Raw genomic sequence first — 25,882 nt, 5'->3', positions numbered from 1 at the left:
CGCGAAAGCCCCGGTCCCGCGAGGGGACCGGGGCTTTCGGGTTGGATCAGGTCAGCTGGACTGCTCGGCGAGCTGAAGGAACTGCCGCTTGGACGCGAGCGCCTGCTCGGCCTCGCGGACCCGGCGGGCGTCACCGGCGGCCTGAGCCCGGGCCAGCCGCTCCTCCGCCTCGGCGACCTGCGCCCGCATCTGGGCGAGCAGGGGGCTGTCCTCCTTGGAGGTCCGCCGCCAGGCCGAGTCCATCACCTCGCGGACCTTCTCGTCGATGACCCGGAGCCGACGCTCCAGCCCGGCAGCCGCCTCGCGGGGCACCCGGCCGGCCTCGTGCCACTGCGCCTGGATGTCCCGCAGCTTCGCCTGGGCACCCTTCGGGTCGCTGTCGATGTCCAGCGCCTCCGCCTCGGCGAGCAGCGCCTGCTTGCGCTCCAGGTTGCCCCGCAGCTCGTTGTCCCGAGCCGAGAAGACCTCGCTGCGCCGCGTGAAGAAGTCGTCCTGCGCCGCGCGGAACCGTTCCCAGAGCCGCTGCTCGGCCTCCTTGGACGCGCGTGGCGCCGCCTTCCACCGCGTCATCAGGTCCTTGAGCTGGTTGGCGGTGGCCGCCCAGTCGCTGGAGTCCTTGAGCTTCTCGGCCTCGGTGACCAGCTCCTCCTTCTCCGCCTGCGCCTGCTTGCGCTGCGCGTCCAGGGACGCGAAGTGCGCGCCCCGGCGGCGGGTGAAGCCGTCACGGGCCGCGGCGAACCGCTTCCACAGCTCCCCGTCGGCCTTCTTGTCGACGCCGCGGATGGTCTTCCACTCGTCGAGGATCTCCTTGAGTCGGTCCCCGGCGGTCTTCCACCCGGTCGACTCGGCGGCGAGCTTCTCCGCCTCCTCGACCAGCGCGGTCTTACGGGCCAGCGCCTCGCCGCGCGCCGCGTCCCGCGCCGCACGGGCCTCGCCCGCCTTCTCCTCGGCCACGGTCGCGAGCCGGTCCAGCCGTGCGGCCAGCGCGTCGATGTCGCCGACCACGTGCGCCTCGGCGAGCGAAGCCCGGATCCGGCGGATCGTGCTCAGCGAGTGGCCGGCGTCCGCCGCACCCGAGTTGAGCCGGGCCTCGGTCAGATCCACCTCGGTCACCAGGTCGGCGAAGCGGCGGGCGAAGTGCGCCAGCCCCTCCTCCGGTGCCCCGGCCTGCCAGGATCCGACCACCCGCTCGCCCTCGGTGGTCTTGACGTACACGGTGCCGTCCGCGTCCACCCGTCCGAAGGCAGTCCAGTCGCTCATGTGCCCATCCTCGTTCTCCCGGCGTCGGGAGAGCAGTGTCCCGATCGCCGCCACAGCGCAGCCAAGTTTCTCCCCGGCATTGTCACAGGTACGACCCCGTCCCCGTCGAGCGCCTATCGCCGACCGTGACCATACGGTGTCCTAGCGCCCGGATGACCGGATCGGCGCACAGACGCACCGGCGCGTCCCGCTACCGTGAACGGGTGCCACTGGTCGCCGCCGCCGTCTGCCCCCACCCGCCCCTGCTCGTGCCCGAGGTGGCCGGTGCCGCCGCCGCCGAGCTCGACGCGCTCCGCGCCGCCTGCGACGCCGCGCTGAGCCGGCTGCTCGCCGCCGAGCCGGACTGTGTCGTGGTGCTGGGCTCCGGCCCGTCGACGGAGTGGATCATCCCACCGGCGATCGGCACGCTCGGCCCGTTCGGCGTCGACCTGACCGTTCCGCTGGCTCCGACGCCGGGGGAGGCGGGCGGGGGCGCGGTGCTCCCGATCAGCCTGACCATCGGAGCGTGGCTGCTCGCCCGACACCCGGTCCGCGCGCGGGTCGTCGGCGTGCAGGTGGCGCCGGCCGCGTCAGCCGACGAGGTGACCCGGCTCGCGGAGGAGGTCGACGAGTACCGACCGCGGGTCGGGTTGCTGACGATGGGGGACGGGTCGGCCTGCCGGGGGCAGAAGTCGCCCGGCTACGACGACCCGCGTGCGCAGGCGTACGACGAATCGGTGGCCACGGCCCTGGCCAGCGCGGACGCCGAGGCCCTGCTCGGCCTGGACCCGGTGCTGTCGGCGGAGCTGAAGGTCGCCGGCCGCGCGCCCTGGCAGGTGCTCGCGGGTGCGGTGCACGCGGCGGGCGGCGACTGGCGCGGCGAGCTGCACTACGCGGCGGCCCCCTACGGCGTGGCCTACTTCGTGGCCGGCTGGGAGGCGGCGTGACCGGGCCGGTCGAGGCCGGTGGCGGCCGCCCGCCGGTCGGGACGGTGGTGGCCGTGGTCGGGCCGACGGCGGCCGGCAAGTCGGCGCTGAGCATCGCGCTGGCGCACGCCCTCGACGGCGAGGTGGTCAACGCCGACTCGATGCAGCTCTACCGCGGCATGGACATCGGCACGGCGAAGCTCACCCCGGCCGAGCGGGAAGGTGTTCCGCACCACCTGCTGGACATCTGGGACGTCACCGAGCCGGCGAGCGTCGCCGAGTACCAGCGGCTGGCCCGTACGGCGATCGACGACATCCTGGCCAGGGGACGGGTGCCGCTGCTGGTCGGCGGCTCCGGCCTCTATGTCCGGGCGGTGCTGGAGCAGTTCGAGTTCCCGGGCACCGACCCGGCGATCCGGGAGCGGTTGGAGCGGGAGCTGGTCGAGGTCGGCCCGGCGCCGCTCCACGCGCGGCTGCGCGCCGCCGATCCGGCCGCCGCCGAGGGGATCCTGCCGGGCAACGGTCGCCGGATCGTCCGGGCCCTGGAGGTGATCGAGCTGACCGGGGCGCCGTTCACGGCGGCGCTGCCCGAACCGATCCCGTACTACCCGTCCGTGCAGGTCGGTGTGGATCTGGACACCGCGTCCCTGGACGAGCGGATCGCCCTGCGGGTGGACCGGATGTGGGCCGACGGGCTGATCGCCGAGACCCGTGAGCTGGTCGGGCACGGTCTGCCGGAGGGGCGTACGGCCAGCCGGGCGCTCGGTTACCAGCAGGTGCTGCGCTTCCTCGCCGGCGAGCTGACCGAGGCCGAGGCGTACGAGGAGACGATCCGGGCGACCCGGCGCTTCGTCCGCCGGCAGCGCTCCTGGTTCCGGCGTGACCCCCGGGTCCACTGGCTGGACTCGGCCGATCCGGGCCTGGTCGTCGAGGCCCTGCGGCTGGTCCCCGCCGCTGCGCGATGATGGGGGCGTGGAGTTCACCAAGGGACATGGCACCGGCAACGACTTCGTGATCCTGCCCGACCCGGACGGGGCGCTCGACCTCACCCCCGGGCTGGTCGCCGCGCTCTGCGACCGGCGGCGCGGGATCGGCGCGGACGGGGTGCTGCGGGTAGTCCGCTCCGCCAAGCACCCGGAGGGCGCGGCGCTCGCCGGCGAGGCCGAATGGTTCATGGACTACTGGAACTCCGACGGTTCCGCCGCCGAGATGTGCGGCAACGGCGCCCGGGTCTTCGTGCGCTACCTGATCGACACCGACCTGGCCACGGTCACCGACGAGGGGCTGCCGGTGGCGACCCGGGCCGGTGTCGTACGCGCCCTCGTCGACGGTGACACCATCTCCGTCGAGATGCGCCGCCCCCGGCTCTACGACACCTCCACCGCCACCCTGGGCGGGCTCACGCTGGCCGGTACCGCCGTGGACGTGGGCAACCCGCACCTGGTCTGCGCGCTGCCCGCCGGTCTCGACCTGCCGGCGCTGGACCTGACCCGGGCGCCCGAGTTCGATCCGGTGGTCTTCCCGGCCGGGGTGAACGTCGAGTTCACCGCTCCCGGAGGCCCGGTGGACGGAACGGACGGGCACGTGCTCATGCGGGTCTACGAGCGCGGCTCGGCCGAGACCCTCTCCTGCGGCACGGGCACCTGCGCGGTGGCGGCGGTGGCTCTGCGGGACGCGCACCGGGACACCGGGGTGGTCGCGGTCGACGTGCCCGGCGGACGCGTCACCGTCACCGTCACCGCGGACAGCTGCTGGCTCGCCGGTCCCGCCGTGCTCGTGGCCACCGGCCGGCTGGACCCGGCCAACCTGCACGTCTGACTCTCCGCCCGCGGACGATCCAGCTGATGTCGGAAGGGCGGTGCCCCGTGAGAGGCACCGCCCTTCCGACATCTCAGGCAAGACCCGCGAGGGTCGGGTAGCTCAGGGGTTGGCGGAGGCCTCCGCGGCGATCTCCGGCAGGTCGGCCGGGCCGGGGTCGGCCGCGGGCGCGGGGGCCGGGTTGTGCGCGGCGGCGCGTACGGCGGCGGCCACGGCCGGGGCGACCCGGGAGTCGAAGACACTCGGCACGATCACCGTTGGGTTGATCTTGTCCTCGCCGACCACGTCCGCGATGGCGTTGGCGGCCGCGGTCGCCATCTCCTCGGTGAACTCCTCGGCGTGGGCGTCCAGCATGCCGCGGAAGACACCGGGGAAGGCCAGCACGTTGTTGATCTGGTTGGGCTGGTCGGAGCGGCCGGTGGCGACGATCGCGGCATGCTTGCGCGCCTCCCGCGGGTCCACCTCCGGGTCCGGGTTGGCCAGCGCGAACACGATCGAGTCCTTGGCCATGGTGGCGATGTCCTCGCCGGTGAGCAGGTTCGGCGCGCTGACGCCGATGAAGACGTCGGCGTCCCGGATCGCGCCGCGCAGGTCGCCGGAGTAGTTCTCCTTGTTGGTGTTCTCCGCCAGCCACTGCCAGGCCGAGTTCAGGTCGGTCTGGCCACGGTGCAGGGCGCCCTGCCGGTCGTACGCGATGATGTCGCCCACGCCCTGGCGCAGCAGCAGCTTCATGATCGCGGTGCCGGCGGCGCCGGCGCCGGAGACGACCACCCGGACGTCCGCGAGCTGCTTGCCCACGACGCGCAGCGCGTTGGTGAGGGCGGCCAGCACGCAGATGGCGGTGCCGTGCTGGTCGTCGTGGAAGACCGGGATGTCCAGCGCCTCGCGCAGCCGGGCCTCGATCTCGAAGCAGCGCGGCGCGGCGATGTCCTCCAGGTTGATGCCGCCGTACGCGGGCGCGATCGCCTTGACGATCGAGACGATCTCGTCCGTGTCCTGCGTGTCGAGCACCACGGGCCAGGCGTCCACGCCGCCGAACCGCTTGAAGAGCGCCGCCTTGCCCTCCATCACCGGCAGCGAAGCCGCGGGCCCGAGGTTGCCCAGGCCGAGCACAGCCGAGCCGTCGCTGACCACGGCGACGGTGTTGCGCTTGATCGTCAGCCGCCGGGCGTCCGCCGGGTTCTCCGCGATGGCCATGCAGACCCGGGCCACGCCGGGGGTGTATGCGCGGGACAGTTCGTCACGGGTGCGCAGGGCGACCTTCGAGCTGACCTCGATCTTGCCGCCCAGGTGCAGCAGGAACGTCCGGTCGGAGACCTTCCGCACGTCGACCCCGTCGAGCGCGGAGATCGCCTGGACCACCTGGTCGGCGTGGCCGGCGTCGGCGGTGTCGCAGGTGAGGTCGACGAGGACGTGGGTGGGGTCGGAGTCGACCACGTCCAGCGCGGTGACGATCGCCCCGGCCTCTCCGACGGAGGTGGTCAGCCGCCCGATCGACGAGGCGTCCGCCGGTACGGCGATCCGGATCGTGATGGAGAATCCGGCACTCGGGAGTCGGGTGATGGCCACAGGTCTTTCCTCCGTCAACGCTGAGCGGCTCGACTCGCATTTCTACCCGCTCGCCGAGGTCGACCGGCATCCGGCCCCGCTACCGGCTGGTACGGCCACACCTCGCGCACCTGGTGCGGCCCGTGGTCGACGGCCGACGATCATGAACTCGGGGACGGGTGGCCGGGCTGAGAAGCGGCCACGCGGGCATATAGCAGGTGCGTCGGGCGTTGACACATGTCAGGATTGCTTGGTACCCGAACAGAACGGACAGGAGATCGGCTTGCGCGACCAGGACACCGTCGTCGTCCCCTTCGAGGACGAGGAACTCGACGCCACCACGGGCGAGTTCGAGCTGTCAGAGCGGCAGGCGCTGCGGCGGGTCCCCGGCCTCTCCACCGAACTCACGGACATCACCGAGGTCGAATACCGGCAGCTCCGCCTGGAGCGGGTGGTGCTGGTCGGGGTCTGGACCGAGGGTACGCAGATCGACGCCGAGAACTCCCTCACCGAGCTGGCCGCGCTGGCCGAGACCGCCGGCTCGCAGGTGCTGGAGGGGCTGATCCAGCGGCGTAACCGGCCCGACCCGGCGACGTACATCGGTCGGGGCAAGGTTGCCGACCTGGGCTCCGTGGTGCTCGCCTCCGGCGCTGACACCGTCATCTGCGACGGTGAGCTCTCCCCGTCCCAGCTGCGCAACCTCGAACAGCGCACCAAGGTCAAGGTCGTCGACCGGACGGCGTTGATCCTCGACATCTTCGCCCAGCACGCGAAGAGCAAAGAGGGTAAGGCTCAGGTCGAGCTGGCCCAGCTGGAGTATCTGCTGCCCCGCCTGCGCGGTTGGGGTGAGACGCTCTCCCGGCAGACCGGCGGTAGCGCGCGCGGCGGCGGCGCCGGCGGTGGCGTGGGTCTGCGCGGTCCCGGTGAGACCAAGCTGGAGACCGACCGGCGCCGGATCCGCACCCGGATCGCGCGGCTGCGCCGCGAGATCAAGGGCATGCGGACGGTACGGCAGACCAAGCGCGCCCGACGTACCCGCAACGCGGTGCCCGCGGTCGCAATCGCCGGCTACACGAACGCCGGCAAGTCGAGCCTGCTCAACCGCCTGACCGGCGCCGGCGTGCTGGTGGAGAACGCGCTCTTCGCGACCCTGGATCCGACCATCCGCAAGGCCACCACCACCGACGGGCGGGTCTACACGCTCTCCGACACGGTGGGCTTCGTCCGGCACCTGCCGCACCAGATCGTCGAGGCGTTCCGCTCGACGCTGGAGGAGGTCGCCGACGCCGACCTGGTGGTGCACGTCGTTGACGGCGCCCATCCGGATCCGGAGGAGCAGGTCCGGGCCGTGCGTGAGGTGCTCGCCGAGGTGAGCGCCGACCGGCTGCCCGAGCTGCTGGTGGTCAACAAGACCGACGCGGCGGACGAGGAGACCCTGCTGCGGCTCAAGCGCCTCTGGCCGGATGCGATCTTCGTCTCCGCCCACTCCGGGCGTGGGATGGACGAGCTGCGCGCCGCCATCGAGGACCGGCTGCCGAGGCCGGCGGTGGAGGTCCGGGCGGTCCTGCCGTACGACCGGGGCGACCTGGTCGCCCGAGTGCACCGCCTCGGCGAGATGCTCGGCACCGCGCACCTGCCGGAGGGCACCCGGGTGCACGTCCGGGTCAACCAGGCGCTCGCCGCGGAGTTGGCCCCGTACGCGGAGCAGAGCATGGCGCCCGCGCGCCCGTAGGGTCCGTTTCACAAGATCGTGCTCGGTTGCGCCGGCCCCCGGTGACGACCGGCTGCGTTGGCGGTTCGTCCGGATACTCGGTGTTGTGTCCGGACGAACCTCCGCCTTTCCGGATCGCCGTTCGGGCATCGGCTCGCTCGGGCGAGCCCTGTGAAGCGGACCCGAGCCGCCTTGCCGGCACCACCCGAGCCGCCTTGCCGGCGTCACCCGAGTCGCCTTGCGGGCGTCACCCGGTCGAAACCGGGGCATGCGACACTTGCGCAATGCGCCGCGCTGTTTCCTTGGTCACGGTCGCCCTCGGACTATTCGGGGCGACCGTGGCGCTTCACGGAGTCGCGCTGGCGGCTCCCGCTGCTTCGACCGCCGTCGACCCGGTTCCGGGTAAGAAGCGGTGCACGATCACCGACGAGCGGGCCCGTCAGCTCTCCGGCCTGGTGGCGACCAGCAGTGGATACGTCGTCATCAACGACGGTAGCGAGATCGAGTCGCGCGAGCGCGTCTTCCTGCTGAACAGCAAGTGCGAGATCGCCAAGGACCCGGTGTCGTACTCGGGCGACGGGCCGACCGACACGGAGGATCTGGCGCTCTCCCCGGACAAGAAGACGCTCTGGATCGCCGACACGGGTGACGAGCCGATCGGCGAGCGCCGGAAGTCGGTCTCGGTCTGGACGATGCCGGTCAGCGGCGGCAAGAAGCCGACCCAGTACCGTCTCACCTACCCGCAGGGGAAGCCGCACGACGCCGAGGCGCTCCTGATCGCGGACGACAAGTTGCCGCTGATCATCACGAAGGTCACCTCGGGCGCGGCCGAGATCTACCGTCCGACGGCGGCCCTCACCGCCGGCGACCCGGTGCCGATGGAGAAGGTCGGCACGGTCAAGCTGCCGAAGACGCAGACGGAGAACCCGCTCGGCGTCATGGGCCGGGTGGCGATCACCGGTGCGGCGCGCTCGCCGGACGGCAGCAGGGTGGTGCTGCGGACGTACGCGGACGCCTTCGAGTACGACGTCACGGGCGGCGACATCGTCAAGGCGCTCTCCAACGAGCCCCGGGTGACGCCGCTCACCGACCCGTTCGGTGAGGCGATCACCTACACCCCGGACGGGAAGAGCTTCCTCACGGCCTCGGACGTCGGGAAGCTCGACGACGACGAGGCCAAGGTCGAGATCCTGGGCTACACCCCCTCCGCGAAGGGCGCCGAGCCGATCGCCGAGGACGCGGAGGTCGAGGCGACGGCGAGCCGCTCGTGGTTCTCCGACCTCAGCATCGAGGACATCACCTACCTGGTCGCGGCGATCGGCGCGGTGGGCTTGCTGCTGGTCGGCGCCGGCATCGTCGGGATCCTCCGGTCCCGCAAACGTAAGGGGGCCGGCGACGACGCCTCCGGCGGAGACCGTGGCGACGGCTCGCCCGGCGGCCGTAGGGCCGACGAGCTTCCGGGGGCCGACCCCGGTCGGGGTGGTGTCTACGGCGGCGCCCCGAGTCGTGATCGGGGCGCGCCCGCGGACGGCGGGGTCTACGGCGGTGGTCCGAGTCGGGGTGGTGCCGCGCCTGCGGGCGGCGGAGTCTACGGCGGTGGTCCGAGCCGGGGTGGTGCCGCGCCGGCCGGCGGCGGGGTCTACGGCGGTGGCCGGGGTAACGGCGCTGGTGGCGGCCGCCCGGCCGGCGGTGGCGGTGGCGGCGTCTACGGCGGTGGCGGCCAGCCTCCCGGTGGCGGTCAGCCTTCCGGCGGTGGCCGGCCCTCCGGTGGTGGCCGGCCCTCCGGCGGTGGCCGACCCCCGGCTGGTGGCCGACCCGGTGGTGGTGGCGGACAACCCGGCGGCGGGCAGGGCGGCGGCGGCGTCTACGGCGGCGGGCAGCCCGGCGGTGGTGGCTACGGCCGCGGTGGCGGTCGTGCCGAACCGCCTCGACGCGGCGGACCGGACCAGGACTACCGGGGTCAACGCGGCGGTCGCCGACGCCAGGAGGACGACCCGTACGGCCAGTACCCCGGTGGCGGCGACGGCTACCGCGGCGGGGACCGTTACTGATCCCCTCGGCGCCGGCTGAGTTCGCGGCGCCGGCTGAGTTCGCGGCGAACGGACGGAGCGGGCGGCGCGCCCACCCGGCGGCACGGCCGACCGGGTGGGCGCCGCCTGTCAGATCCGGCGCAGCACCGCCACGACTCGGCCCATGATCGTGGCGTCGTCACCGGGGATCGGGTCGAAGGCCGGGTTCTGCGGCATCAGCCAGACATGGCCGTCACGGCGCCGGTAGGTCTTGACGGTGGCCTCACCGTCGAGCATGGCCGCGACGATGTCACCGGACTCGGCGATCGGCTGCTGCCGAACCACCACCCAGTCGCCGTCGCAGATCGCCGCGTCGAGCATCGAATCGCCCTTGACCTGGAGCATGAAGACCTCGCCCTCGCCGACCAGCTCGCGGGGGAGGGGGAAGACGTCCTCCACGGCCTGCTCGGCGAGGATCGGGCCACCGGCGGCGATCCGACCCAGCATCGGCACGTACGCCGGAGTGGGCCGTTGCGAGCGGGTCAGCTCGTCGTCGAGCGCGTCGCTGGGGGAGCGGACGTCCACGGCGCGTGGACGGTTCGGGTCCCGGCGCAGGAAGCCCTTCTTCTCCAGTTCCTTCAGCTGGTAGGCGACGCTGGAGGGCGACACCAGCCCGACCGCCTCGCCGATCTCGCGGACGCTGGGCGGGTAGCCGTGCCGCTCCACCCAGGTGCGGATGAACTCGAGGATCCGCCGCTGCCGAGCCGTCAGATCGACCGTGGCCGGGTCGGGGAAGCTGCTGACCACAGGGGTGACGGGCCGTACGGTGGGTTGCCCCGTCCGGCTGCGTGCGGCGCTCCGGCGCCGAGTGGCCGGCGGACCCGCCTCGGCGACCTGCTGCGGGTTCTTCGGCCGGCTGGCCCCGTCGTCGGTCACGTCCGTCCTCCCTGTCGGCGCTGGGTGCGCCCGGCGTCCCGTGCTGCGTGCGGTGATGCCGGTGTGCGTACCGGTGCGGCGGAATCCCGCCCCGACCGGTTGGTCATGACCGTATAGGTGAGATCAGCCATTTTCAAACATCTGTACGACCTGTCACCGGCGTGTCGCGGGCAAAGGTGCTTCTTTCGTACTGCTGTTCTGCTAAATGTTACGTCAGTTGGCACTCCTGTTCGAATTCTGTCGGTCCGTCGGCCGAATCCCGACCGGGCGGACGGTAACTCCGGATGCCCCCGGCCGTTGGGCTCACCGGTGGCGCGGGCGGGCCGATCGGCCCGCCCCGGCGGGCCGCTCGACCGGGTCCGCTCGTCCGTCCCGGCGGGTGCCGGCGGCAGGTGCGGGAGTGACACGCGGGACATGCCGCCAACTTGACCGGGGTCGGCTGGCGACATACGGTCGACCCCTAGATGTAGTAGTCACACGGGCGTAAGTTGCCTATAGGTTGGGTCCGACTACCGACCGCACTCCCGTACAGTGTCACGGCGGGCGGCCATCGGGTGATGGCTCCGCCGTGGTGAGCCGTGCCCGGGAATCCCCGGTGCGACAGTGGTCGATCAAGGAGGTCAGCGATGCGGTGTCCGTACTGCCGGCACGCCGACTCACGCGTGGTCGACTCGCGGGAGGCCGACGACGGCCAGCTCATCCGGCGGCGGCGGTCCTGCCCGGAGTGCGGCAAGCGCTTCACGACGGTCGAGGAGGCCGTCCTCGCGGTGGTCAAGCGCAGCGGGGTGACCGAGCCGTTCAGCCGGACGAAGATCATCGGTGGGGTGCGCAAGGCGTGCCAGGGCCGGCCGGTCGACGACGACTCGATCGCGCTGCTCGCCCAACGGGTGGAGGAGACGGTCCGCGCCAAGGGCGCCGCCGAGATCCCCAGCCACGAGGTGGGGCTCGCGATCCTCGGCCCGCTGCGGGACCTGGACGAGGTGGCGTACATGCGGTTCGCCAGCGTCTACCGCTCCTTCGACTCCCTCGCCGACTTCGAGCGCGAGATCGAGTCGTTGCGGGCCGCCGCCCGCGCCCGCGAGAACGGCGGGGCCGACGCGGTCGAGACCGCGGGCCGCACCAACTGACTTTTCGGTTTTCTCTATATCGGTATGGGACGCGTGGTGGGTGACCGCGCAGACAAGGGGGGCGACGGCGTGACGACGAGCAGGTCGCGGAGCAAGGCAGGCGCAGGGCTGAAGGTCGAGCGGGTCTGGACGACGGAGGGGGTCCACCCGTACGACGAGGTCACCTGGGAGCGCCGGGACGTCGTGATGACGAACTGGCGGGACGGCTCGATCAACTTCGAGCAGCGCGGGGTGGAGTACCCCGAGTCGTGGAGCGTCAACGCGGCGAACATCGTGACCACCAAGTACTTCCGGGGAGCGGTGGGGACCCCGGAGCGGGAGTGGTCGCTCAAGCAGCTGATCGACCGGGTGGTGACCACCTACCGGACGGCCGGTGAGGAGTACGGCTACTTCGCCAGCCCGGCGGACGCCGAGATCTTCGCCCACGAGCTGACCTGGATGCTGCTGCACCAGGTGTTCAGCTTCAACTCGCCGGTCTGGTTCAACGTGGGCACGCCGTCGCCGCAGCAGGTCAGCGCGTGCTTCATCCTCGCCGTCGACGACTCGATGGACTCGATCCTCGACTGGTACAAGGAAGAGGGCCTGATCTTCAAGGGCGGCTCCGGCTCCGGGGTCAACCTGTCCCGGATCCGCTCCTCGAAGGAGCTGCTCTCCTCCGGCGGCACCGCCTCCGGCCCGGTGAGCTTCATGCGCGGCGCCGACGCGTCCGCCGGCACCATCAAGTCCGGCGGCGCCACCCGGCGCGCGGCCAAGATGGTCATCCTCGATGTCGACCACCCGGACATCGAGGAGTTCGTGGTCACCAAGGCGCGCGAGGAAGACAAGATCCGCGCCCTGCGGGACGCCGGATTCGACATGGACCTGGGCGGCGCCGACATCGTCAGCGTCCAGTACCAGAACGCCAACAACTCGGTCCGGGTCTCCGACGAGTTCATGACCGCGGTGGAGAAGGACGGCGGCTTCGACCTGCGCGGCCGGCTGGACGGCGCGGTGATCGAGACGATCAACGCGAAGAAGCTGTTCCGCACCATCTCCCAGGCCGCCTGGGAGTGCGCCGACCCCGGTCTGCAGTACGACGACACGATCAACGACTGGCACACCTGCCCGGAGACCGGGCGGATCACCGCGTCGAACCCGTGCTCGGAGTACCTGCACCTGGACAACTCCTCCTGCAACCTGGCCTCGCTGAACCTCATGAAGTTCCTCCGCGCCGACGGTGGCTTCGAGGTGGAGAAGTTCGTCAAGTCGGTCGAGTTCGTCATCACCGCGATGGACATCTCGATCTGCTTCGCCGACTTCCCGACCGAGAAGATCGGTGAGACCACCCGCGCCTACCGGCAGCTCGGCATCGGCTACGCCAACCTCGGCGCGCTGCTGATGGCCTCCGGCCTGCCCTACGACTCGGAGCAGGGCCGCTCGGTCGCCGCCGCGATCACCTCGCTGATGACCGGCACCGCGTACCGCCGCTCCGCCGAACTGGCCGGCATCGTCGGCGCGTACGACGGCTACGCCCGCAACGCCGAGCCGCACAAGCGGGTCATGCGCAAGCACGCCGCCGCGAACGACGAGATCAAGCCGGCCGGCACGGTGGCCACCGCCATCCAGCGGGAGGCCACCAGGCAGTGGACGCAGGGCAACAAGATCGGTGACAAGTTCGGCTGGCGGAACTCGCAGGCCAGCGTGCTCGCCCCCACCGGCACCATCGGCCTGATGATGGACTGCGACACCACCGGCGTCGAGCCGGACCTGGCGCTGGTCAAGTTCAAGAAGCTGGTCGGCGGCGGCTCGATGCAGATCGTCAACCAGACCGTGCCGCGCGCCCTGCGTAGCCTCGGCTACCCGGAGGAGCAGGTCGAGGCGATCGTCGAGCACATCGCCGACCACGGTCACGTGGTGGACGCCCCCGGTCTGAAGCCGGAGCACTACGCGGTCTTCGACTGCGCGATGGGCGAGCGCTCCATCGCCCCGATGGGGCACGTGCGGATGATGGCGGCCGTCCAGCCGTTCATCTCCGGCGCCATCTCCAAGACGGTCAACATGCCGGAGCAGGCAACCGTCGAGGACGTCGAGAAGATCTACTTCGAGGGCTGGAAGCTCGGCCTCAAGGCCCTGGCGATCTACCGCGACAACTGCAAGGTCGGCCAGCCGCTCTCCGTGGCGAAGCCGAACAAGGCCGTCGCCGAGACCCCGACCGCCGAGGTGCAGAAGGTGGTCGAGAAGGTCGTCGAGTACCGGCCGGTGCGTAAGCGGCTGCCGAAGAAGCGCCCGTCGGAGACCATCTCCTTCTCGGTCGGTGGCGCCGAGGGCTACCTCACCGCGTCGTCCTACCCGGACGACGGCCTCGGCGAGGTCTTCCTCAAGATGTCGAAGCAGGGCTCGACCCTGGCCGGCGTGATGGACGCCTTCTCGGTGGCCATCTCCATCGGTCTCCAGTACGGCGTCCCGCTGGAGACGTACGTCAGCAAGTTCACCAACATGCGCTTCGAGCCGGCCGGCATGACCGACGACCCGGACGTGCGGATGGCCGCCTCGGTGATGGACTACATCTTCCGTCGGCTGGCGCTGGACTTCCTGCCGTACGAGCGCCGCGCGGAGCTGGGCATCTTCACCGCCAAGGAGCGGGCGGCCCAGCTTCAGGCCGAGGCGGAGGCGGAGGCGAGCGGTGCGGACCTCACCGCGATGGCCGCCTCCGCCCCGGTCGAGGTCAAGGTGGTGGAGGAGCCGAAGACCGGTCCGGTCGCCCAGCCCGCGCTGGAGACCGCCGACGTGGCCGCCGTGAAGCCGGCGCCGTCGGTGGGTTCCAGCACCGAGCTGCTGGAGGCCGTGCTGGGCCAGGTCGCCGACGCCCCGCTCTGCTTCACCTGCGGTACGAAGATGCGCCCCGCCGGTAGCTGCTACGTCTGCGAGGGCTGCGGCTCGACCAGCGGCTGCAGCTGACCTACGCACGAACGGCGCTGCCCCGATCCCCGGTAGGGGGTCGGGGCAGCTCCGTATTCAGGTGATCGACCCGACATCCTTGATGTCGCGGTCTCCGGTGCGGGGGACGCCCCGACATCAAGCCCGTCGGGCGGAGAGCGGAAGTCGTGCTCAGGGCTGGGCGAAGAGGGGCCCGTAGTTGGCGCGGAACATCTTCTCGCCGAGGCGGCGCATGACCGTGTCGCGCAGGACGGGCGGCAGGCCGACGGCCTTGTCCCGCCGGTGGGTCTGACCGAGCACCCAGTCCGCCCGCGGCCGGCGGCGTGCCTCGTACCCGCGCAACGCCTCGGTGAGGCTGTCGGCGGTCGCGAGCGAGTCGGCGAGCACCACGGCGTCCTCCAGCGCCATCGCGCCGCCCTGCGCCATGTTCGGGGAGGTGGCGTGGGCGGCGTCGCCGATCAGCAGCACCGGGCCGCGCGACCACGAGTCGAGCACGACCTCCTGGTTCGGGCCGGTGTGCAGGGTGGAGGCATCGGCGTCGAGCGCGTCGAGCATGGCGGCGGCCGGGCCGGCGAACGTCGCCCGCAGCTCGTCGCGCCAGCCCGGCCGGTCGGCGACCGCGCCGTCGTTGTAGTAGCAGTACGTCAGCTCGTCGTTGATGGGGATCGTGAGAAACTGGGTGCCGCGCCCCAACTGCACGGACCAGACCGGTTCGGCGTCGATCCGTGGGGCGAGCCACCGGTACGCGTGCTGGCCGAGGGGCCGGGCCGGCTGCCCGTCGAAGGCGAGCCGCCGCACGGCCGAGTTCACCCCGTCCGCGCCGATCACCAGGTCGTACGACTCCGTGGTGCCGTCGTCGAACTCGACCGCGACCCGCTCTCCCTCCCGGGTGAGCGCGACCGGCCGGCGGCCCCACCGGATCGGGAAGTCCCCGACGCCGGCGAGCAGCGCCCGGTGCAGCTCGGCCCGGGGGAGCGAGACGCACGGCCCGACGCCGTGCCACAGCGCGGCCACGTCGATGTCGAAGAGGCGGCGGCCGCGCTGGTTGGCGCTGCGCTGCCGCTTGATCTCCACGGCCACGTCGGCGACCGGCTCCCACATCCCCAGCACGTCGAGCATCCGGGTCGCGTTGCCGGTCAGGTAGATGCCGGTGCCGGAGTCGGCGGGAGCCTCGGTCCGTTCGACCAGGTCGATCGTCGCGCCCCAGTCCCGCAGTGCGGCGACCGTCGCCAGTCCGGCGACACCGCCGCCGACGATCAGTACCCGGACACCTTCACCCCGCACGACCAGTCCTCCCCGCTGCGCCTGGGCCGGGCTGAGCCGCCCCGGCCGTCGCAGACTCTACGAGGCACCGGCGGCGCTGCCCCACGTCGTTCCCACGGGAAGGGATGTGCCCTTCGACTCACTGCGCCGTCCGTCACGTCCGGCGGGGGTTCCCGTCCAGCGCCGCCCACTGCGAGGATCGACAGATGTCCATAGCTGGCGACTACGCGAACTTCGCCGCCCGCGAGCTGCGCGGGGTGTCACCCGTCTACGAACGCCTGGCGTTCGCGGTCTCCGCGGACGACGAGTTGCTCGACCTGCTCGGCACGCTTCCGCCGGCGAAGCGGCAGCCGAACCTGCTCTTCGGGGTCGTACGACTGCTCGGTGGCCCGGTCGAGGACCCGGCGGCGTTCCACGACTTCACGGTGACGCATTGGTCGGCGGTCGACGCGGAGCTGCGGGTCCGGGCCACCCAGACGAACGAGGCCGGCCGCTGCGCCGTGCTGCTGCCGCTGCTCGCCGCGCTGCCGCAGCCGCTCGCGTTGCTGGAGGTCGGCGCGTCCGCTGGGCTCTGCCTCTACCCGGACCGGTACGCGTACCGCTACGGCGACCGGCGGCTCGGCGCGGGCGAGCCGGTCCTGGAGTGCGCGGCCGACGGTCCGGTGCCGCCCACCCGGCTGCCCGAGGTGGTGTGGCGGGCCGGCCTGGATTCGAATCCGCTCGACGTGACCGACCCCGCCGACGTGGCGTGGCTGGACGCCCTCATCTGGCCGGAGCACGCCCATCGCCGGGAGCGGTTGCGGGCCGCCGCTGCCGTGGCCGCCGCCGAACCACCCCTGCTGGTCCGCGGCGACCTGGTCGAGGACCTGCCGGCGCTGGCCGCGCAGGCGCCGGCGGGCGCGACGCTCGTGGTGTTCCACACCTCGGTGCTCTACCAGGTGCCCCGACGCCGGCGCGACGCCTTCGTCGACCTGGTACGCGGACTGCCCGGTCACTGGATCTCCAACGAGGCTCCCGACGTGCTGCCGTACGGCGGGCTGCCCGATCCGCCCGACGCGGGGCTGCACAACGTGCTCGCGCTGGACGGCACGCCGCTCGCCTGGTCCCGTGGGCACGGCCAGTCGATGCTCTGGTTCGGCTGACCCACCGTCTCGACGCTGGTGGTCCACCGGGTCGGCGGTGAGGCGGCGGCCCATCTCCGCGTGACCGGGGGATTCCGGCGCGGACGTCCCGGTCGAGTCTGCCCGTCCCCTACGACGCAAGCCCCGGTTCCGGGGTGTCCCGCATCCGACGCAGCGGTGAGAAGACCACGAAGAGGCACGCGCTCCACGTGCCCAGTACGCAGATCCAGAGCGCCGTACGCAGGCCCAGCGCCGTACCGAGCGCCCCACCGAGCAGCGCGCCGAGCGGGATCACCCCGAAGCAGATCCAGAGGAACGCCGCGTTGACCCGGCCGAGGATCGCCGACGGGGTGATCCGCTGCCGGTAGCTCGTCGACGCCACGTTGTAGAGCACCGCGTTGGCGGAGAACGCGGCCAGCCCGACGCCGTAGAGCAGCACACCCCAGCCCGGCTGCGCCAACGGCATCAACAGGTAGAACGGTCCGGGCGCGGCCATCGCGACCCAGATGACCCGGGCCGAGCCGATCCGCGCCGACAGCCGTCCGGCGAACGCGCCGACGACCAGTCCGCCGATCGCGCTGACCGAGAAGACCAGGCCGACCTGCACGGGCGAGGCGTGCAGCTCGCGCAGCAGGAACGTCACCTCGATCGAGCTGGCCGCCATGACGAAGAAGTTGGAGGTGGTCGTGCAGGCCAGGATGCTCAGCAGGATCGGCTGGCTACGGATGAACGTCAACCCGTCTGTCATCTCCACCCGCAGCGGCATCCGCTCCCGTTTCTCCGCTGGGCGAGGCACCGGGCGGATCAGCAGCAGGGTCAGCGCGCTCACCAGGAAGGCCAGCCCGTTGCTCAGGAACGTCCGGGCGGCCCCGACCAGTCCGATGAGGACACCGCCGGCCGTCGGACCGATCAGCTCGGCCGCGTCCTGGCTCATGATGAGCTTGGCGTTGGCGTCCACCAGCTGCGTCGCCGGGATCAGCCCCGGCAGCAGGCTCTTGTACGCCACGGTGAAGAGCACGGTGAGCACGCCGGAGAGCCCCACCACCGCGTACAGGTAGCCGAGGGTGAGCTGCCCGACCAGCGCGGCGGTCGGGAGCGACAGCATGAGCGCGCCCCGGCCGAGGTCGCAGAGGATCATCAGGCGGCGCTGGTCCACCCGGTCGGCGAGGATCCCGGCCGGCAGCGAGACGAGCAGGTACGGCAGCCAGGCCAGGAAGGTGAGCAGCGAGACCTGGAAGACGCTGGCGTGCAGGGTCTCCGCGGCGAGCAGCGGAACCGCCACGCCGGCGATCCGGGTGCCGAGCTCACTGACCGTCTGCCCGCTCCACAACAGCAGGAAGTTGCGGCTGCGCAGCAGCGAGGGCGGTCGGACGGTCGCGGGCGCCGGAGGATCGGCGACGTGCTGGCTCACGGGTCTGCCTGTCTGTGCGAACGAAGCGTCGATGGGGGCGGTCACAAGATCCACGCCAGCCTGCCGCCGTTGCTGCCGCCCGCGCCACCCGATATCGGCCCGGGTACGGTCCGAGGGCCCGCCCGGGCGGGCGGCGGAACGGAGGCCCACCCGATGTCGATCGTCCTCATCACCCTCGGCGGCACGATCGCGATGGGCGGGGTGGACCGGGGGCGGCCCGGGGTGGTCACCCGGCTCAGCGGCGCCGACCTGACGGCCGCCGTGCCGGGCCTCGCCGAGCTCGGGGTGCCGCTGGATGTCCGGGACGTCCAGGCGGTGCCGAGCGCGAGCCTCACCTACCGGCAGGTGCTCGACGTGGTCGACGTCGCCTCGACCGCGGTGGCCGCCGGGGCGAGCGGTGTGGTGGTCAGCCAGGGCACCGACACCCTGGAGGAGTCGGCGTTCCTGGCGGATCTGGTCTGGTCGCACGCCGCCCCGCTGGTCTTCACCGGTGCGATGCGCAACCCCACGCTGGCCGGTCCGGACGGTCCGGCGAACCTGCTGGCGGCGATCCGGGTCGCCGCCGCGTCCGAGGCCCGTGGCCTGGGCGTGCTGGTGGTCCTCGACGACGAGGTGCACGCAGCCCGCTGGGTACGCAAGACGCACAGCACCAGCACCGCGACCTTCGCCTCGCCGAACACCGGTCCGCTCGGGCAGGTGATCGAGGGCGAGGTTCGCGTGCTCGTGCGGCCGCAGCGGCGCGACCCGCTGCCGCCGGTCGACCGGGGACGGCTCGACGCCACCCGGGTCGCCCTCTACCCGGTCACCCTGGACGACGACGGTCTGCTCCTCACCGGTGTCGCCGACACGCACCACGGGCTGGTGGTCGCCGGTTTCGGCGTGGGGCACGTGCCCGCCGCGTTGGCGCCGCGGCTCGGGGAGTTGGCCGGGCGGATGCCGGTGCTGCTCACCTCCCGCACCGGCGCCGGGTCGGTGCTGCGCCAGACGTACGGGGCGGTCGGCTCGGAGACCGACCTGCAGCGGCGCGGTCTGCTCAACGGCGGGCTGCTCGACCCGTACAAGGGGCGGGTGCTGCTCAGGCTCCTGCTCGCCGCCGGCCTGCACGCCGACGCACTGGTCGTCGCGTTGGCCCGGTTCCGCTGAGCGGGCCCGCCGTACCCACTGCCTGTGTCAGGAGACCGTGCTCGGCCGCGCCGGCCCCGGGCGACGGCCGACGGCATTGTCGGTCCGCCGGGGCCCGGCTCGCTCGGGCGAGCCTCACGGAACAGGCCTAGACTGCGGCGGTGACCGGGGAGCGACGACCGTTGGCCGCGCGCCCGCTGACGGAGCCGCACCCGTCCCGGCTGCCGCTCGACCACCCGGAGCGCGAACGCGTTCTCGCCGCCCACGCCGCGGCGCTCGACGCCGGGGAGGCCGGCTATCTCGATCCGGAGTCGGGTCTCTTCGTGCTCACCGCCGGTTTCCTCGCCCGCCGCGGAACCTGTTGCGGCCGTGGCTGCCGCCACTGCCCGTACGTCGATGATCCGTCCGGTGACGCGGACGTGACGCCGCAACGACGCGACGGGTGAGGGGTTCCGTCCGGCCCGGACATTCCGTACGGTGTCCGACGGACATCCGGCGGCCGCCCCCGCCGACTACCGCGGAGGTTCCACGTGCGTTCCCGGATCTTGCCCGTCGTCGCGGCCGTACTGCTGACCGCGGGCTGCTCGACAGAGCGGGAACCGGTGGAGGTGCCGCCCCCGGCGCCGATCGCCCTGGACGTGGCCGCCGCCTCCTCCGGTGGCGCCTGCCGGCTGCTCGACTTCGCCGTCATCGAGCAGCACGTGAAGGTCCGTCTCGACGTGGCCGCGGCGAGCGAGCGCGGTGACACCCACACCTGCGTGACCCGGGCCGGCGAGGCGACTCTGCCGGAGTTGACCTTGACGGTCACGGAGACGTCGATGGACAAGGCCACTTTCGCCGCCGACGTGGTGCCCGACTCGGCCGGCAAGGTGTCCGGGTTGGGCCAGCAGGCCTACCGGCGTACCACTGGCGCGGCGGACGGCCACGGCCCGGTCGCCGAGGTGGGCTGGCTCTCCACCGAGGGTCGGCTCGCCGTCCTGAGCTGGACCACCGCCAAGGGAACCGCCAAGTCCGCGGCGGAGAAGGTGGCGGTTCAGCTCGCGGCCCTGGCGAAGAAGGTCAACACCCGCGCCCTGTGACGCCGGTCGCGGGTGATGAACTCGCTGCGCCCGAGCACCGGACGGACCCGTGCGGACCGGACGCCCGGCGGCAAACACCGTGAACCAGGCACCGGTCGCAGCGAGGCGCGCGGGGTGAGCATGGCCGGCCGGGTAGCCCGGCCGACCAGGTCAGCCGGCGGCGACGAAGACCCGGGAAGCGACCTCGCGCGGAAGCCGGACCCGGTCGCCGGAACGATCGATCGACACCCCGTCGCGCTCCTGGGCCACGGTCACGATGGCACCGGGATCGACGCCGGCGGCGTGCAGCTGACGCAGCACGTCCGCGTTCGTCTGCACGCTCTCGCAGATCCGCCGGACGACAACCTTCCCGGAGAGGCCGGGGAAGGCCAGGTTCCGCTCACCGTCGAGGATTGCGGCGTCCTCCGGCTCCGGCGAGCCGAGCTCCTCCAGGCCGGGGATCGGGTTGCCGTAGGGCGAGCGGGTCGGCCGGTTGAGCAGGTCGTAGACCCGCTTCTCGACCGCGTCGCTCATCACGTGCTCCCACCGGCAGGCCTCCTCGTGGGCCTCCTCGTAGGGCATCCCGATCACGTTCACCAGCAGCAGCTCGGCGAGCCGGTGCTTACGCATGACGGAGACGGCGGCGTTGCGGCCGTCCGCGGTGAGCGTGAGGTGCCGGTCACCCTCGACCGTGAGCAAGCCGTCGCGCTCCATCCGCGCGACAGTCTGACTCACTGTGGGACCGCTCTGTTTCAACCGCTCGGCGATCCGGGCGCGCAGCGGCGGCACCCCCTCCTCCTCGAGTTCGAGGATGGTGCGCAAGTACATTTCCGTCGTGTCGACCAGGTCGTGTTTCACGTCAGCGGCCCTCCGGTGATCGATGTTACCGCGTCGCAGGTGTAACGACCGAAGCCGAAACGCGAGTCCGCTCACCGAATGGTGTTGACTGGTCGCCATGTCCGGTACCGACGACCTGCTGGTCGAGCCCGAACGACTCGCCGCCGAGCTCGAATCCGCCGACCCGCCCACCGTGCTCGACATCCGCTGGCGGCTCACCGGGCCGCCCGGCCGGGACGACTACGCCGTCGGCCACCTGCCCGGCGCGGTCTTCGTCGACCTGGACACCGAGCTCTGCGGAGCGCCCGGCGCCGCCGGCCGGCACCCGCTGCCCGATCCCGCGGCGTTGCAGGCCGCGCTGCGGGCCGCGGGCGTCCGGGCCGGTCACCCCGTGGTGGTGTACGACGGCGGGGACGGCATGGCGGCCGCCCGCGCCTGGTGGACGCTGCGTTGGGCAGGGCACGAGCCGGTTCGCGTGCTGCACGGTGGCTATCCGGCCTGGACGGCCGCCGGCCTGCCGGTCGGCGCCGACGTGCCCGCGCCGGTGCCGGGTGACGTCCGGGTCCGACCCGGAGCGCTGCCCGTGCTCGACGCGGGGGAGGCAGCCCGGCTGGCCGCCGCGCAGGGCGCGGTGCTGATCGACGTGCGGGCCGCGCCCCGCTACCGGGGGGAGACCGAGCCGATCGACCCGGTGGCCGGGCACGTGCCGGGCGCGGTGAACGTGCCCGCCCCGGAGTACGTCACGAACGGCCGCTTCCCCGCCGCCGAGGCGCTGCGGGACCGGTTCGCCACCGTCGGGGTCGCCGAGGGCACGGCGGTCGGGGCGTACTGCGGATCGGGGGTGACCGCGGCCCAGGCGGTGCTCGCCCTGCACCTCGCCGGCCGGCTGGACGCCGCGCTCTACGTCGGCTCGTGGAGCAACTGGGTCGCGGACCCGGAGCGCCCGGTGGCCACCGGAGCGTGAGACCCCCGCGCGGGCCACGACCGGGGATGTGACCGGTGCCACGGCGACACCCAGCGCGTCCGGCGCGGGGGGCCGGTCCACGTGCGACGATGGGCGCATGTCCGACGACACGGTGGTGGTGTGGGACGAGTCCCTGCTCGCCTACGACATGGGCGACCATCCGCTCGACCCGGTCCGGGTGGAGCTGACCGTCGCGCTCGCCCGGGAGCTCGGAGTCCTGGACCGGCCCCGGGTGCGCCTGGTCAAGCCGGAACCGGCCGACGACGCGCTCCTGACCCGGGTGCACGATCCGCGTTACCTGGCGGCGGTCCGGGCCGCACCCGCCGACCCGCTCTTCGCGGGGTTCGGGCTGGGCACCTCGGACAACCCGATCTTCGGCGGGATGCACGAGGCGAGCGCCCTGGTCACCGGGGCCACGGTGGCCGCCGCCGAGGCGGTCTGGCGGGGCGAGGCGCGCCGGGCGGTGAGCGTGGCCGGTGGGCTGCACCACGCCATGCCGGCCCGGGCCTCGGGGTTCTGCGTCTACAACGACCCGGCCGTGGCGATCGCCCGCCTGCTCGACCTCGGTGCCGAGCGGATCGCGTACGTCGACGTGGACGTGCACCACGGCGACGGCGTGCAGCAGATCTTCTGGAACGATCCGCGGGTGCTGACGATCAGCCTGCACGAGACCCCGCTCGCCCTCTTTCCCGGCACCGGCTTCCCCGACGAGACCGGCGGCCCGGAGGCCGAGGGCAGCGCGGTCAACGTGGCGCTGCCGCCGGGTACCGGCGACGCGGGCTGGCAGCGCGCGTTCCACGCGGTCGTTCCGTCGGTGCTGCGGGCGTTCCGGCCGCAGGTGCTCGTCACCCAGTGCGGCGCGGACGGGCACCGGCTCGACCCCCTCGCGGACCTGCACCTCTCCGTCGACGGCCAGCGCGCCACCTACCTCGCCCTGCGGGCGCTCGCCGACGAGCTCTGCGGGGGCCGTTGGGTGGCCACCGGCGGGGGCGGGTACGCCCTCGTCGAGGCGGTGCCCCGGGCCTGGACGCACCTGCTGGCGGTCGCGACCGGCGAGCCGATCGACCCGGCGACGCTGACCCCGCTCGCCTGGCGTGAGCTGGCCGCCGCGCGCGGGCCGGGCCGCGACGTGCCGCTGCGGATGACCGATGACGTCGACCCGTCGTACGAGCCGTGGCAGCCCAGCGGCGAGCCGACCGCGGTGGACCGGGCGATCGCGGCGACCCGCAAGACGGTCTTTCCGCTGCTCGGGCTCGACCCGTACGACCCACGCGACTGAGCGCACGGGAGCCGGGCCCGTGACGACCGTGGACCGACCGGTGGACGTGCTGCTCAGCGACGGCAGCACCGTCCAACTGCGACCGATCCGTCCCGAGGACGCGCCGGAGATCGTGGCGATGCACGGCCGGTTCTCCGAGCGCACCCGCTACCTTCGCTACTTCTCGCCGTATCCGCGGATCCCGGAGCGCGACCTGCGGCGTTTCGTCAGCGTCGACCACCGCGACCGGGAGGCGCTCGTGGTCCTGGCGAGCGGCCGGATCGTCGCCGTGGGCCGGTACGAGCGGCTCGGCCCGGCGGCCCCCGAGGCCGAGGTCGCCTTCGTGGTCGAGGACGCCCACCAGGGGCGCGGCATCGGCTCGGTACTGCTGGAGTACCTCGCGGACGCGGCCCGCCGGGTGGGCATCGTGCACTTCGTCGCCGAGGTGCTGCCCGCCAACGGCACGATGCTGCGGGTCTTCTCCGACTTCGGTTACCAGGTGCGGCGGCAGTTCGCCGACGGGGTGGTGCACCTGACCTTCCCGATCGCGCCGACCGAGGCGACGCTGGCGGTCCAGCGTGGCCGGGAGCACCGCACGGAGGCGCGTTCGATAGCCCGTCTCCTGGCGCCGAGAGGCGTCGCCGTCTACGGTGCCAGCGCCACCGGGCAGGGCGTCGGTGCCGCCGTACTCGGGCACCTGCGCGACGGCGGCTTCGTGGGCGCCGTCGTGCCGGTGCACCCGACCGCGGCGACCGTCGCCGGGCTGCCCGCGTATCCGCATGCGGTCGACGCCGGGGTACCGCTGGACCTCGCGGTGGTCGCGGTCGCGCCGGACGCGGCACCGGCGGTGGTCGCCGACGCGGCTGCCGCCGGGGTGCACGGGCTGGTGGTGATCTCGGCCGGATTCGCGGAGGCCGGCGCGGAGGGCGCCGCCGCGCAGCGGGCGCTGGTCCGGGCCGCGTACGCCGCCGGCATGCGGGTGATCGGGCCGAACTGCCTCGGCGTGGCGAACACCGATCCGGCGGTACGCCTCAACGCCACGCTCGCGCCGGTGCTGCCACCGCCCGGCCGGGTCGGCATCTTCAGCCAGTCCGGGGCGTTCGGGGTGGCGTTGCTGGCCGAGGCGGACCGCCGTGGCCTGGGCCTGTCCGGTTTCGTCTCGGCGGGGAACCGGGCCGACGTCTCCGGCAACGATCTCCTTCAGTACTGGCAGGACGACCCGGGCACCGACGTGGTCATGCTGCACCTGGAGACCTTCGGCAACCCGCGGAAGTTCGCCCGGCTGGCCCGGCGGATCGGGCGCACGAAGCCGGTGGTGGCGCTCGCGTCGCCGGCCCGGCCGGTCGGTACGGCCAGCTCCGCCGGCCCGGACGAGGTGGCGGTGGCCGCCCTCTTCGCCCAGTCCGGAGTGATCCGGGTCGACACCGTCGGCGAGCTGCTCGACGTCGGGCTGCTGCTGGCCAACCAGCCGCTGCCCGCCGGCCCGCGGGTGGCGGTGGTGGGCAACTCGTCGGCGCTGACCGGGCTCGCCGCCCGCGCCTGCGTCGCTCAGGGACTCACGCCGGCCGAGGGCGGCTCCCGCGACGTCGGGCCCAACGCGACCGCCGCGGAGTTCGCCGCCGCGCTCGCCGCGGCGGCCGGCGACGACCGGGTCGACGCGCTCGCGGTGATGCTCGCCCCGCCGCTGCCCGGTCAACCGGCGGAGGCCGACCTCGCCGTCGCGTTGCCCGCCGCGCTGCGTCCCGGCAAGCCGGTCGTGGTGACCGTACTGGCGGGACGGACCGTGTCCGGGTTGCCGGCGTACGCGGGTGTCGAGGAGGCGATCCGGGCGCTGGCCCGGGTGCACCGGTACGCGGACTGGCTCCGCCGGTCGCCCGGTGCGCTGCCGGAGCTGACCGGCATCGACCCCGCCGCCGGTCAGGCCGCGCTGCGTCGCGACGGTGTGGACACCGCCGGTCTGCTCGCCGCGTACGGAATCGACCTGGTCGAGTCGGCGTCGGCGCGCTCGGCGGACGAGGCGGTCGAGGTGGCCACCCGGCTCGGCTTCCCGGTGGCGCTCAAGGCGGCGGCGTACGGGCTGCGGCACCGCCTCGACCTGGGTGCCGTACGCCTCGACCTGCCCGACCCGGCCGCGCTCCGCCGGGCGTACGCCGAGCTGGCCGCGGCCTTCGGCCCGGACGTCCTGGTGCAGCGGATGGTGCCGCCCGGGGTGGCCTGCGTGGTCGAGCTGGTGGAGGATCCGGCATTCGGGCCGGTGGTCGGCTTCGGGGTCGGGGGTGTCGCCACCGAACTGCTCGGCGACCGGGCGTGGCGGGCGGTGCCGTTGACCGATCGCGTGCCGAGGAGCTGGTCGACGAGCCGCGGGCCGCCCCGCTGCTGCGGGGGCATCGCGGAGCCGCCCCGGTGGACCGGTCCGCCCTGGCCGAGCTGCTGCTGAGGGTCGGCCGGCTGGCCGACGAGCAGCCTCGCGTGCGCGCCCTGACGTTGAATCCGGTGCTCGCCCGCCCGGACGGACTCTCGGTGCTGCACGCCACCGTGCGCCTCGGCGCCGCCACCGACCGACCGGACACCGGCCCTCGCCGCCTGTAGTTGCTGGCCCTTTCACCCTCGCGGGGCGG

Annotated in this window: 19 protein-coding genes and 1 pseudogene; 14 read left to right on the top strand and 6 right to left on the bottom strand. The window is 72.9% G+C overall.

What is annotated here, in order from left to right; translation table 11 throughout:
- Positions 1 to 51 precede the first annotated feature (51 nt).
- Positions 52 to 1,260 carry a DUF349 domain-containing protein gene (locus D7147_RS12485; protein WP_120677006.1) on the bottom strand — a complete coding sequence of 403 codons (1,209 nt, stop codon included), beginning with the start codon at positions 1,258 to 1,260 and terminating at the stop codon, positions 52 to 54.
- 152 nt (positions 1,261 to 1,412) lie between these two features.
- Here D7147_RS12485 and D7147_RS12480 point away from each other — a divergent pair, with 152 nt between their 5' ends.
- Genes D7147_RS12480 through dapF form a run of 3 tightly spaced genes read left to right on the top strand, consistent with a single transcriptional unit; the run spans position 1,413 to position 3,983 of the window.
- Positions 1,413 to 2,186 carry a class III extradiol dioxygenase subunit B-like domain-containing protein gene (locus D7147_RS12480; RefSeq protein ID WP_120677004.1) on the top strand — a complete coding sequence of 258 codons (774 nt, stop codon included), beginning with the start codon at positions 1,413 to 1,415 and terminating at the stop codon, positions 2,184 to 2,186.
- On the top strand, positions 2,171 to 3,130 hold the full coding sequence (gene miaA / locus D7147_RS12475; protein WP_407663344.1) for a tRNA (adenosine(37)-N6)-dimethylallyltransferase MiaA: 960 nt from the start codon (positions 2,171 to 2,173) through the stop codon (positions 3,128 to 3,130). The genes D7147_RS12480 and miaA overlap by 16 nt, the downstream gene beginning before the upstream one ends.
- Before the next feature lie 7 nt (positions 3,131 to 3,137).
- Positions 3,138 to 3,983: a diaminopimelate epimerase gene (gene dapF / locus D7147_RS12470; protein ID WP_120677002.1), complete on the top strand. Its 846-nt coding sequence runs from the start codon at positions 3,138 to 3,140 to the stop codon at positions 3,981 to 3,983.
- Between the two features lie 102 nt (positions 3,984 to 4,085).
- Here dapF and D7147_RS12465 read toward each other — a convergent pair whose 3' ends face one another.
- A complete protein-coding gene (locus D7147_RS12465) occupies positions 4,086 to 5,552 on the bottom strand; it encodes an NAD-dependent malic enzyme (protein ID WP_120677000.1) in 1,467 nt (488 codons plus the stop codon).
- 262 nt (positions 5,553 to 5,814) lie between these two features.
- On the opposite strand from D7147_RS12465, the gene hflX reads away from it, so the two are divergent.
- Both hflX and D7147_RS12455 read left to right on the top strand, forming a co-directional pair.
- The gene (gene hflX, locus D7147_RS12460) at positions 5,815 to 7,263 is read left to right on the top strand and encodes a GTPase HflX (RefSeq protein ID WP_120677802.1); all 1,449 of its coding nucleotides are present in this window, start codon (positions 5,815 to 5,817) and stop codon (positions 7,261 to 7,263) included.
- A 263-nt stretch (positions 7,264 to 7,526) separates the two neighbouring features.
- On the top strand, positions 7,527 to 9,293 hold the full coding sequence (locus tag D7147_RS12455; protein WP_199734167.1) for a hypothetical protein: 1,767 nt from the start codon (positions 7,527 to 7,529) through the stop codon (positions 9,291 to 9,293).
- Between the two features lie 108 nt (positions 9,294 to 9,401).
- On the opposite strand, the gene lexA is transcribed toward D7147_RS12455, so the two are convergent.
- On the bottom strand, positions 9,402 to 10,187 hold the full coding sequence (gene lexA / locus D7147_RS12445) for a transcriptional repressor LexA (RefSeq protein WP_120676999.1): 786 nt from the start codon (positions 10,185 to 10,187) through the stop codon (positions 9,402 to 9,404).
- Between the two features lie 626 nt (positions 10,188 to 10,813).
- Here lexA and nrdR point away from each other — a divergent pair.
- Positions 10,814 to 11,314 carry a transcriptional regulator NrdR gene (nrdR, locus tag D7147_RS12440; RefSeq protein WP_120676997.1) on the top strand — a complete coding sequence of 167 codons (501 nt, stop codon included), beginning with the start codon at positions 10,814 to 10,816 and terminating at the stop codon, positions 11,312 to 11,314.
- Between the two features lie 24 nt (positions 11,315 to 11,338).
- Positions 11,339 to 14,251, top strand: coding sequence for a vitamin B12-dependent ribonucleotide reductase (locus D7147_RS12435; RefSeq protein ID WP_120676995.1), 2,913 nt, complete (start codon positions 11,339 to 11,341; stop codon positions 14,249 to 14,251).
- A 150-nt stretch (positions 14,252 to 14,401) separates the two neighbouring features.
- On the opposite strand, the gene D7147_RS12430 is transcribed toward D7147_RS12435, so the two are convergent.
- Positions 14,402 to 15,514, bottom strand: coding sequence for an FAD-dependent monooxygenase (locus tag D7147_RS12430; protein ID WP_233563111.1), 1,113 nt, complete (start codon positions 15,512 to 15,514; stop codon positions 14,402 to 14,404).
- 185 nt (positions 15,515 to 15,699) lie between these two features.
- On the opposite strand from D7147_RS12430, the gene D7147_RS12425 reads away from it, so the two are divergent.
- A complete protein-coding gene (locus D7147_RS12425) occupies positions 15,700 to 16,635 on the top strand; it encodes a DUF2332 domain-containing protein (protein ID WP_120676993.1) in 936 nt (311 codons plus the stop codon).
- A 109-nt stretch (positions 16,636 to 16,744) separates the two neighbouring features.
- On the opposite strand, the gene D7147_RS12420 is transcribed toward D7147_RS12425, so the two are convergent.
- Positions 16,745 to 18,025 (bottom strand): MFS transporter, encoded by a 1,281-nt coding sequence (locus D7147_RS12420; RefSeq protein WP_120676991.1) that lies wholly within the window; start codon positions 18,023 to 18,025, stop codon positions 16,745 to 16,747.
- A 153-nt stretch (positions 18,026 to 18,178) separates the two neighbouring features.
- Between D7147_RS12420 and D7147_RS12415 the strand changes: the two genes are divergently transcribed.
- The 3 genes from D7147_RS12415 to D7147_RS12405 all read left to right on the top strand — a co-directional run bounded on the left by D7147_RS12415 (position 18,179) and on the right by D7147_RS12405 (position 20,226).
- Positions 18,179 to 19,168 (top strand): asparaginase, encoded by a 990-nt coding sequence (locus D7147_RS12415; protein ID WP_120676989.1) that lies wholly within the window; start codon positions 18,179 to 18,181, stop codon positions 19,166 to 19,168.
- 140 nt (positions 19,169 to 19,308) lie between these two features.
- The gene (locus D7147_RS12410) at positions 19,309 to 19,593 is read left to right on the top strand and encodes a DUF5522 domain-containing protein (RefSeq protein ID WP_120676987.1); all 285 of its coding nucleotides are present in this window, start codon (positions 19,309 to 19,311) and stop codon (positions 19,591 to 19,593) included.
- An 84-nt stretch (positions 19,594 to 19,677) separates the two neighbouring features.
- Positions 19,678 to 20,226, top strand: coding sequence for a hypothetical protein (locus D7147_RS12405; protein ID WP_120676985.1), 549 nt, complete (start codon positions 19,678 to 19,680; stop codon positions 20,224 to 20,226).
- A 150-nt stretch (positions 20,227 to 20,376) separates the two neighbouring features.
- Here the strand turns inward: D7147_RS12405 and D7147_RS12400 are convergent, their stop codons facing one another.
- Positions 20,377 to 21,063: a metal-dependent transcriptional regulator gene (locus D7147_RS12400; RefSeq protein WP_120676983.1), complete on the bottom strand. Its 687-nt coding sequence runs from the start codon at positions 21,061 to 21,063 to the stop codon at positions 20,377 to 20,379.
- A gap of 97 nt (positions 21,064 to 21,160) precedes the next feature.
- On the opposite strand from D7147_RS12400, the gene D7147_RS12395 reads away from it, so the two are divergent.
- The 3 genes and pseudogenes from D7147_RS12395 to D7147_RS12385 all read left to right on the top strand — a co-directional run bounded on the left by D7147_RS12395 (position 21,161) and on the right by D7147_RS12385 (position 25,853).
- Positions 21,161 to 22,006, top strand: a complete 846-nt coding sequence (locus D7147_RS12395) for a sulfurtransferase (RefSeq protein ID WP_120676981.1) — start codon at positions 21,161 to 21,163, stop codon at positions 22,004 to 22,006.
- Positions 22,007 to 22,103: 97 nt separating this feature from the next.
- Positions 22,104 to 23,285, top strand: a complete 1,182-nt coding sequence (locus D7147_RS12390; RefSeq protein ID WP_120676979.1) for an acetoin utilization protein AcuC — start codon at positions 22,104 to 22,106, stop codon at positions 23,283 to 23,285.
- A 19-nt stretch (positions 23,286 to 23,304) separates the two neighbouring features.
- Positions 23,305 to 25,853, top strand: a pseudogene (locus tag D7147_RS12385) (bifunctional acetate--CoA ligase family protein/GNAT family N-acetyltransferase).
- Positions 25,854 to 25,882 lie beyond the last annotated feature (29 nt).

The organism is Micromonospora musae (assembly GCF_003626545.1).
Lineage (GTDB): Bacteria > Actinomycetota > Actinomycetes > Mycobacteriales > Micromonosporaceae > Micromonospora > Micromonospora musae.
The sequence above is the reverse complement of the archived record's forward strand: the minus strand, read 5'-3'. Positions and strand labels throughout refer to the sequence as shown.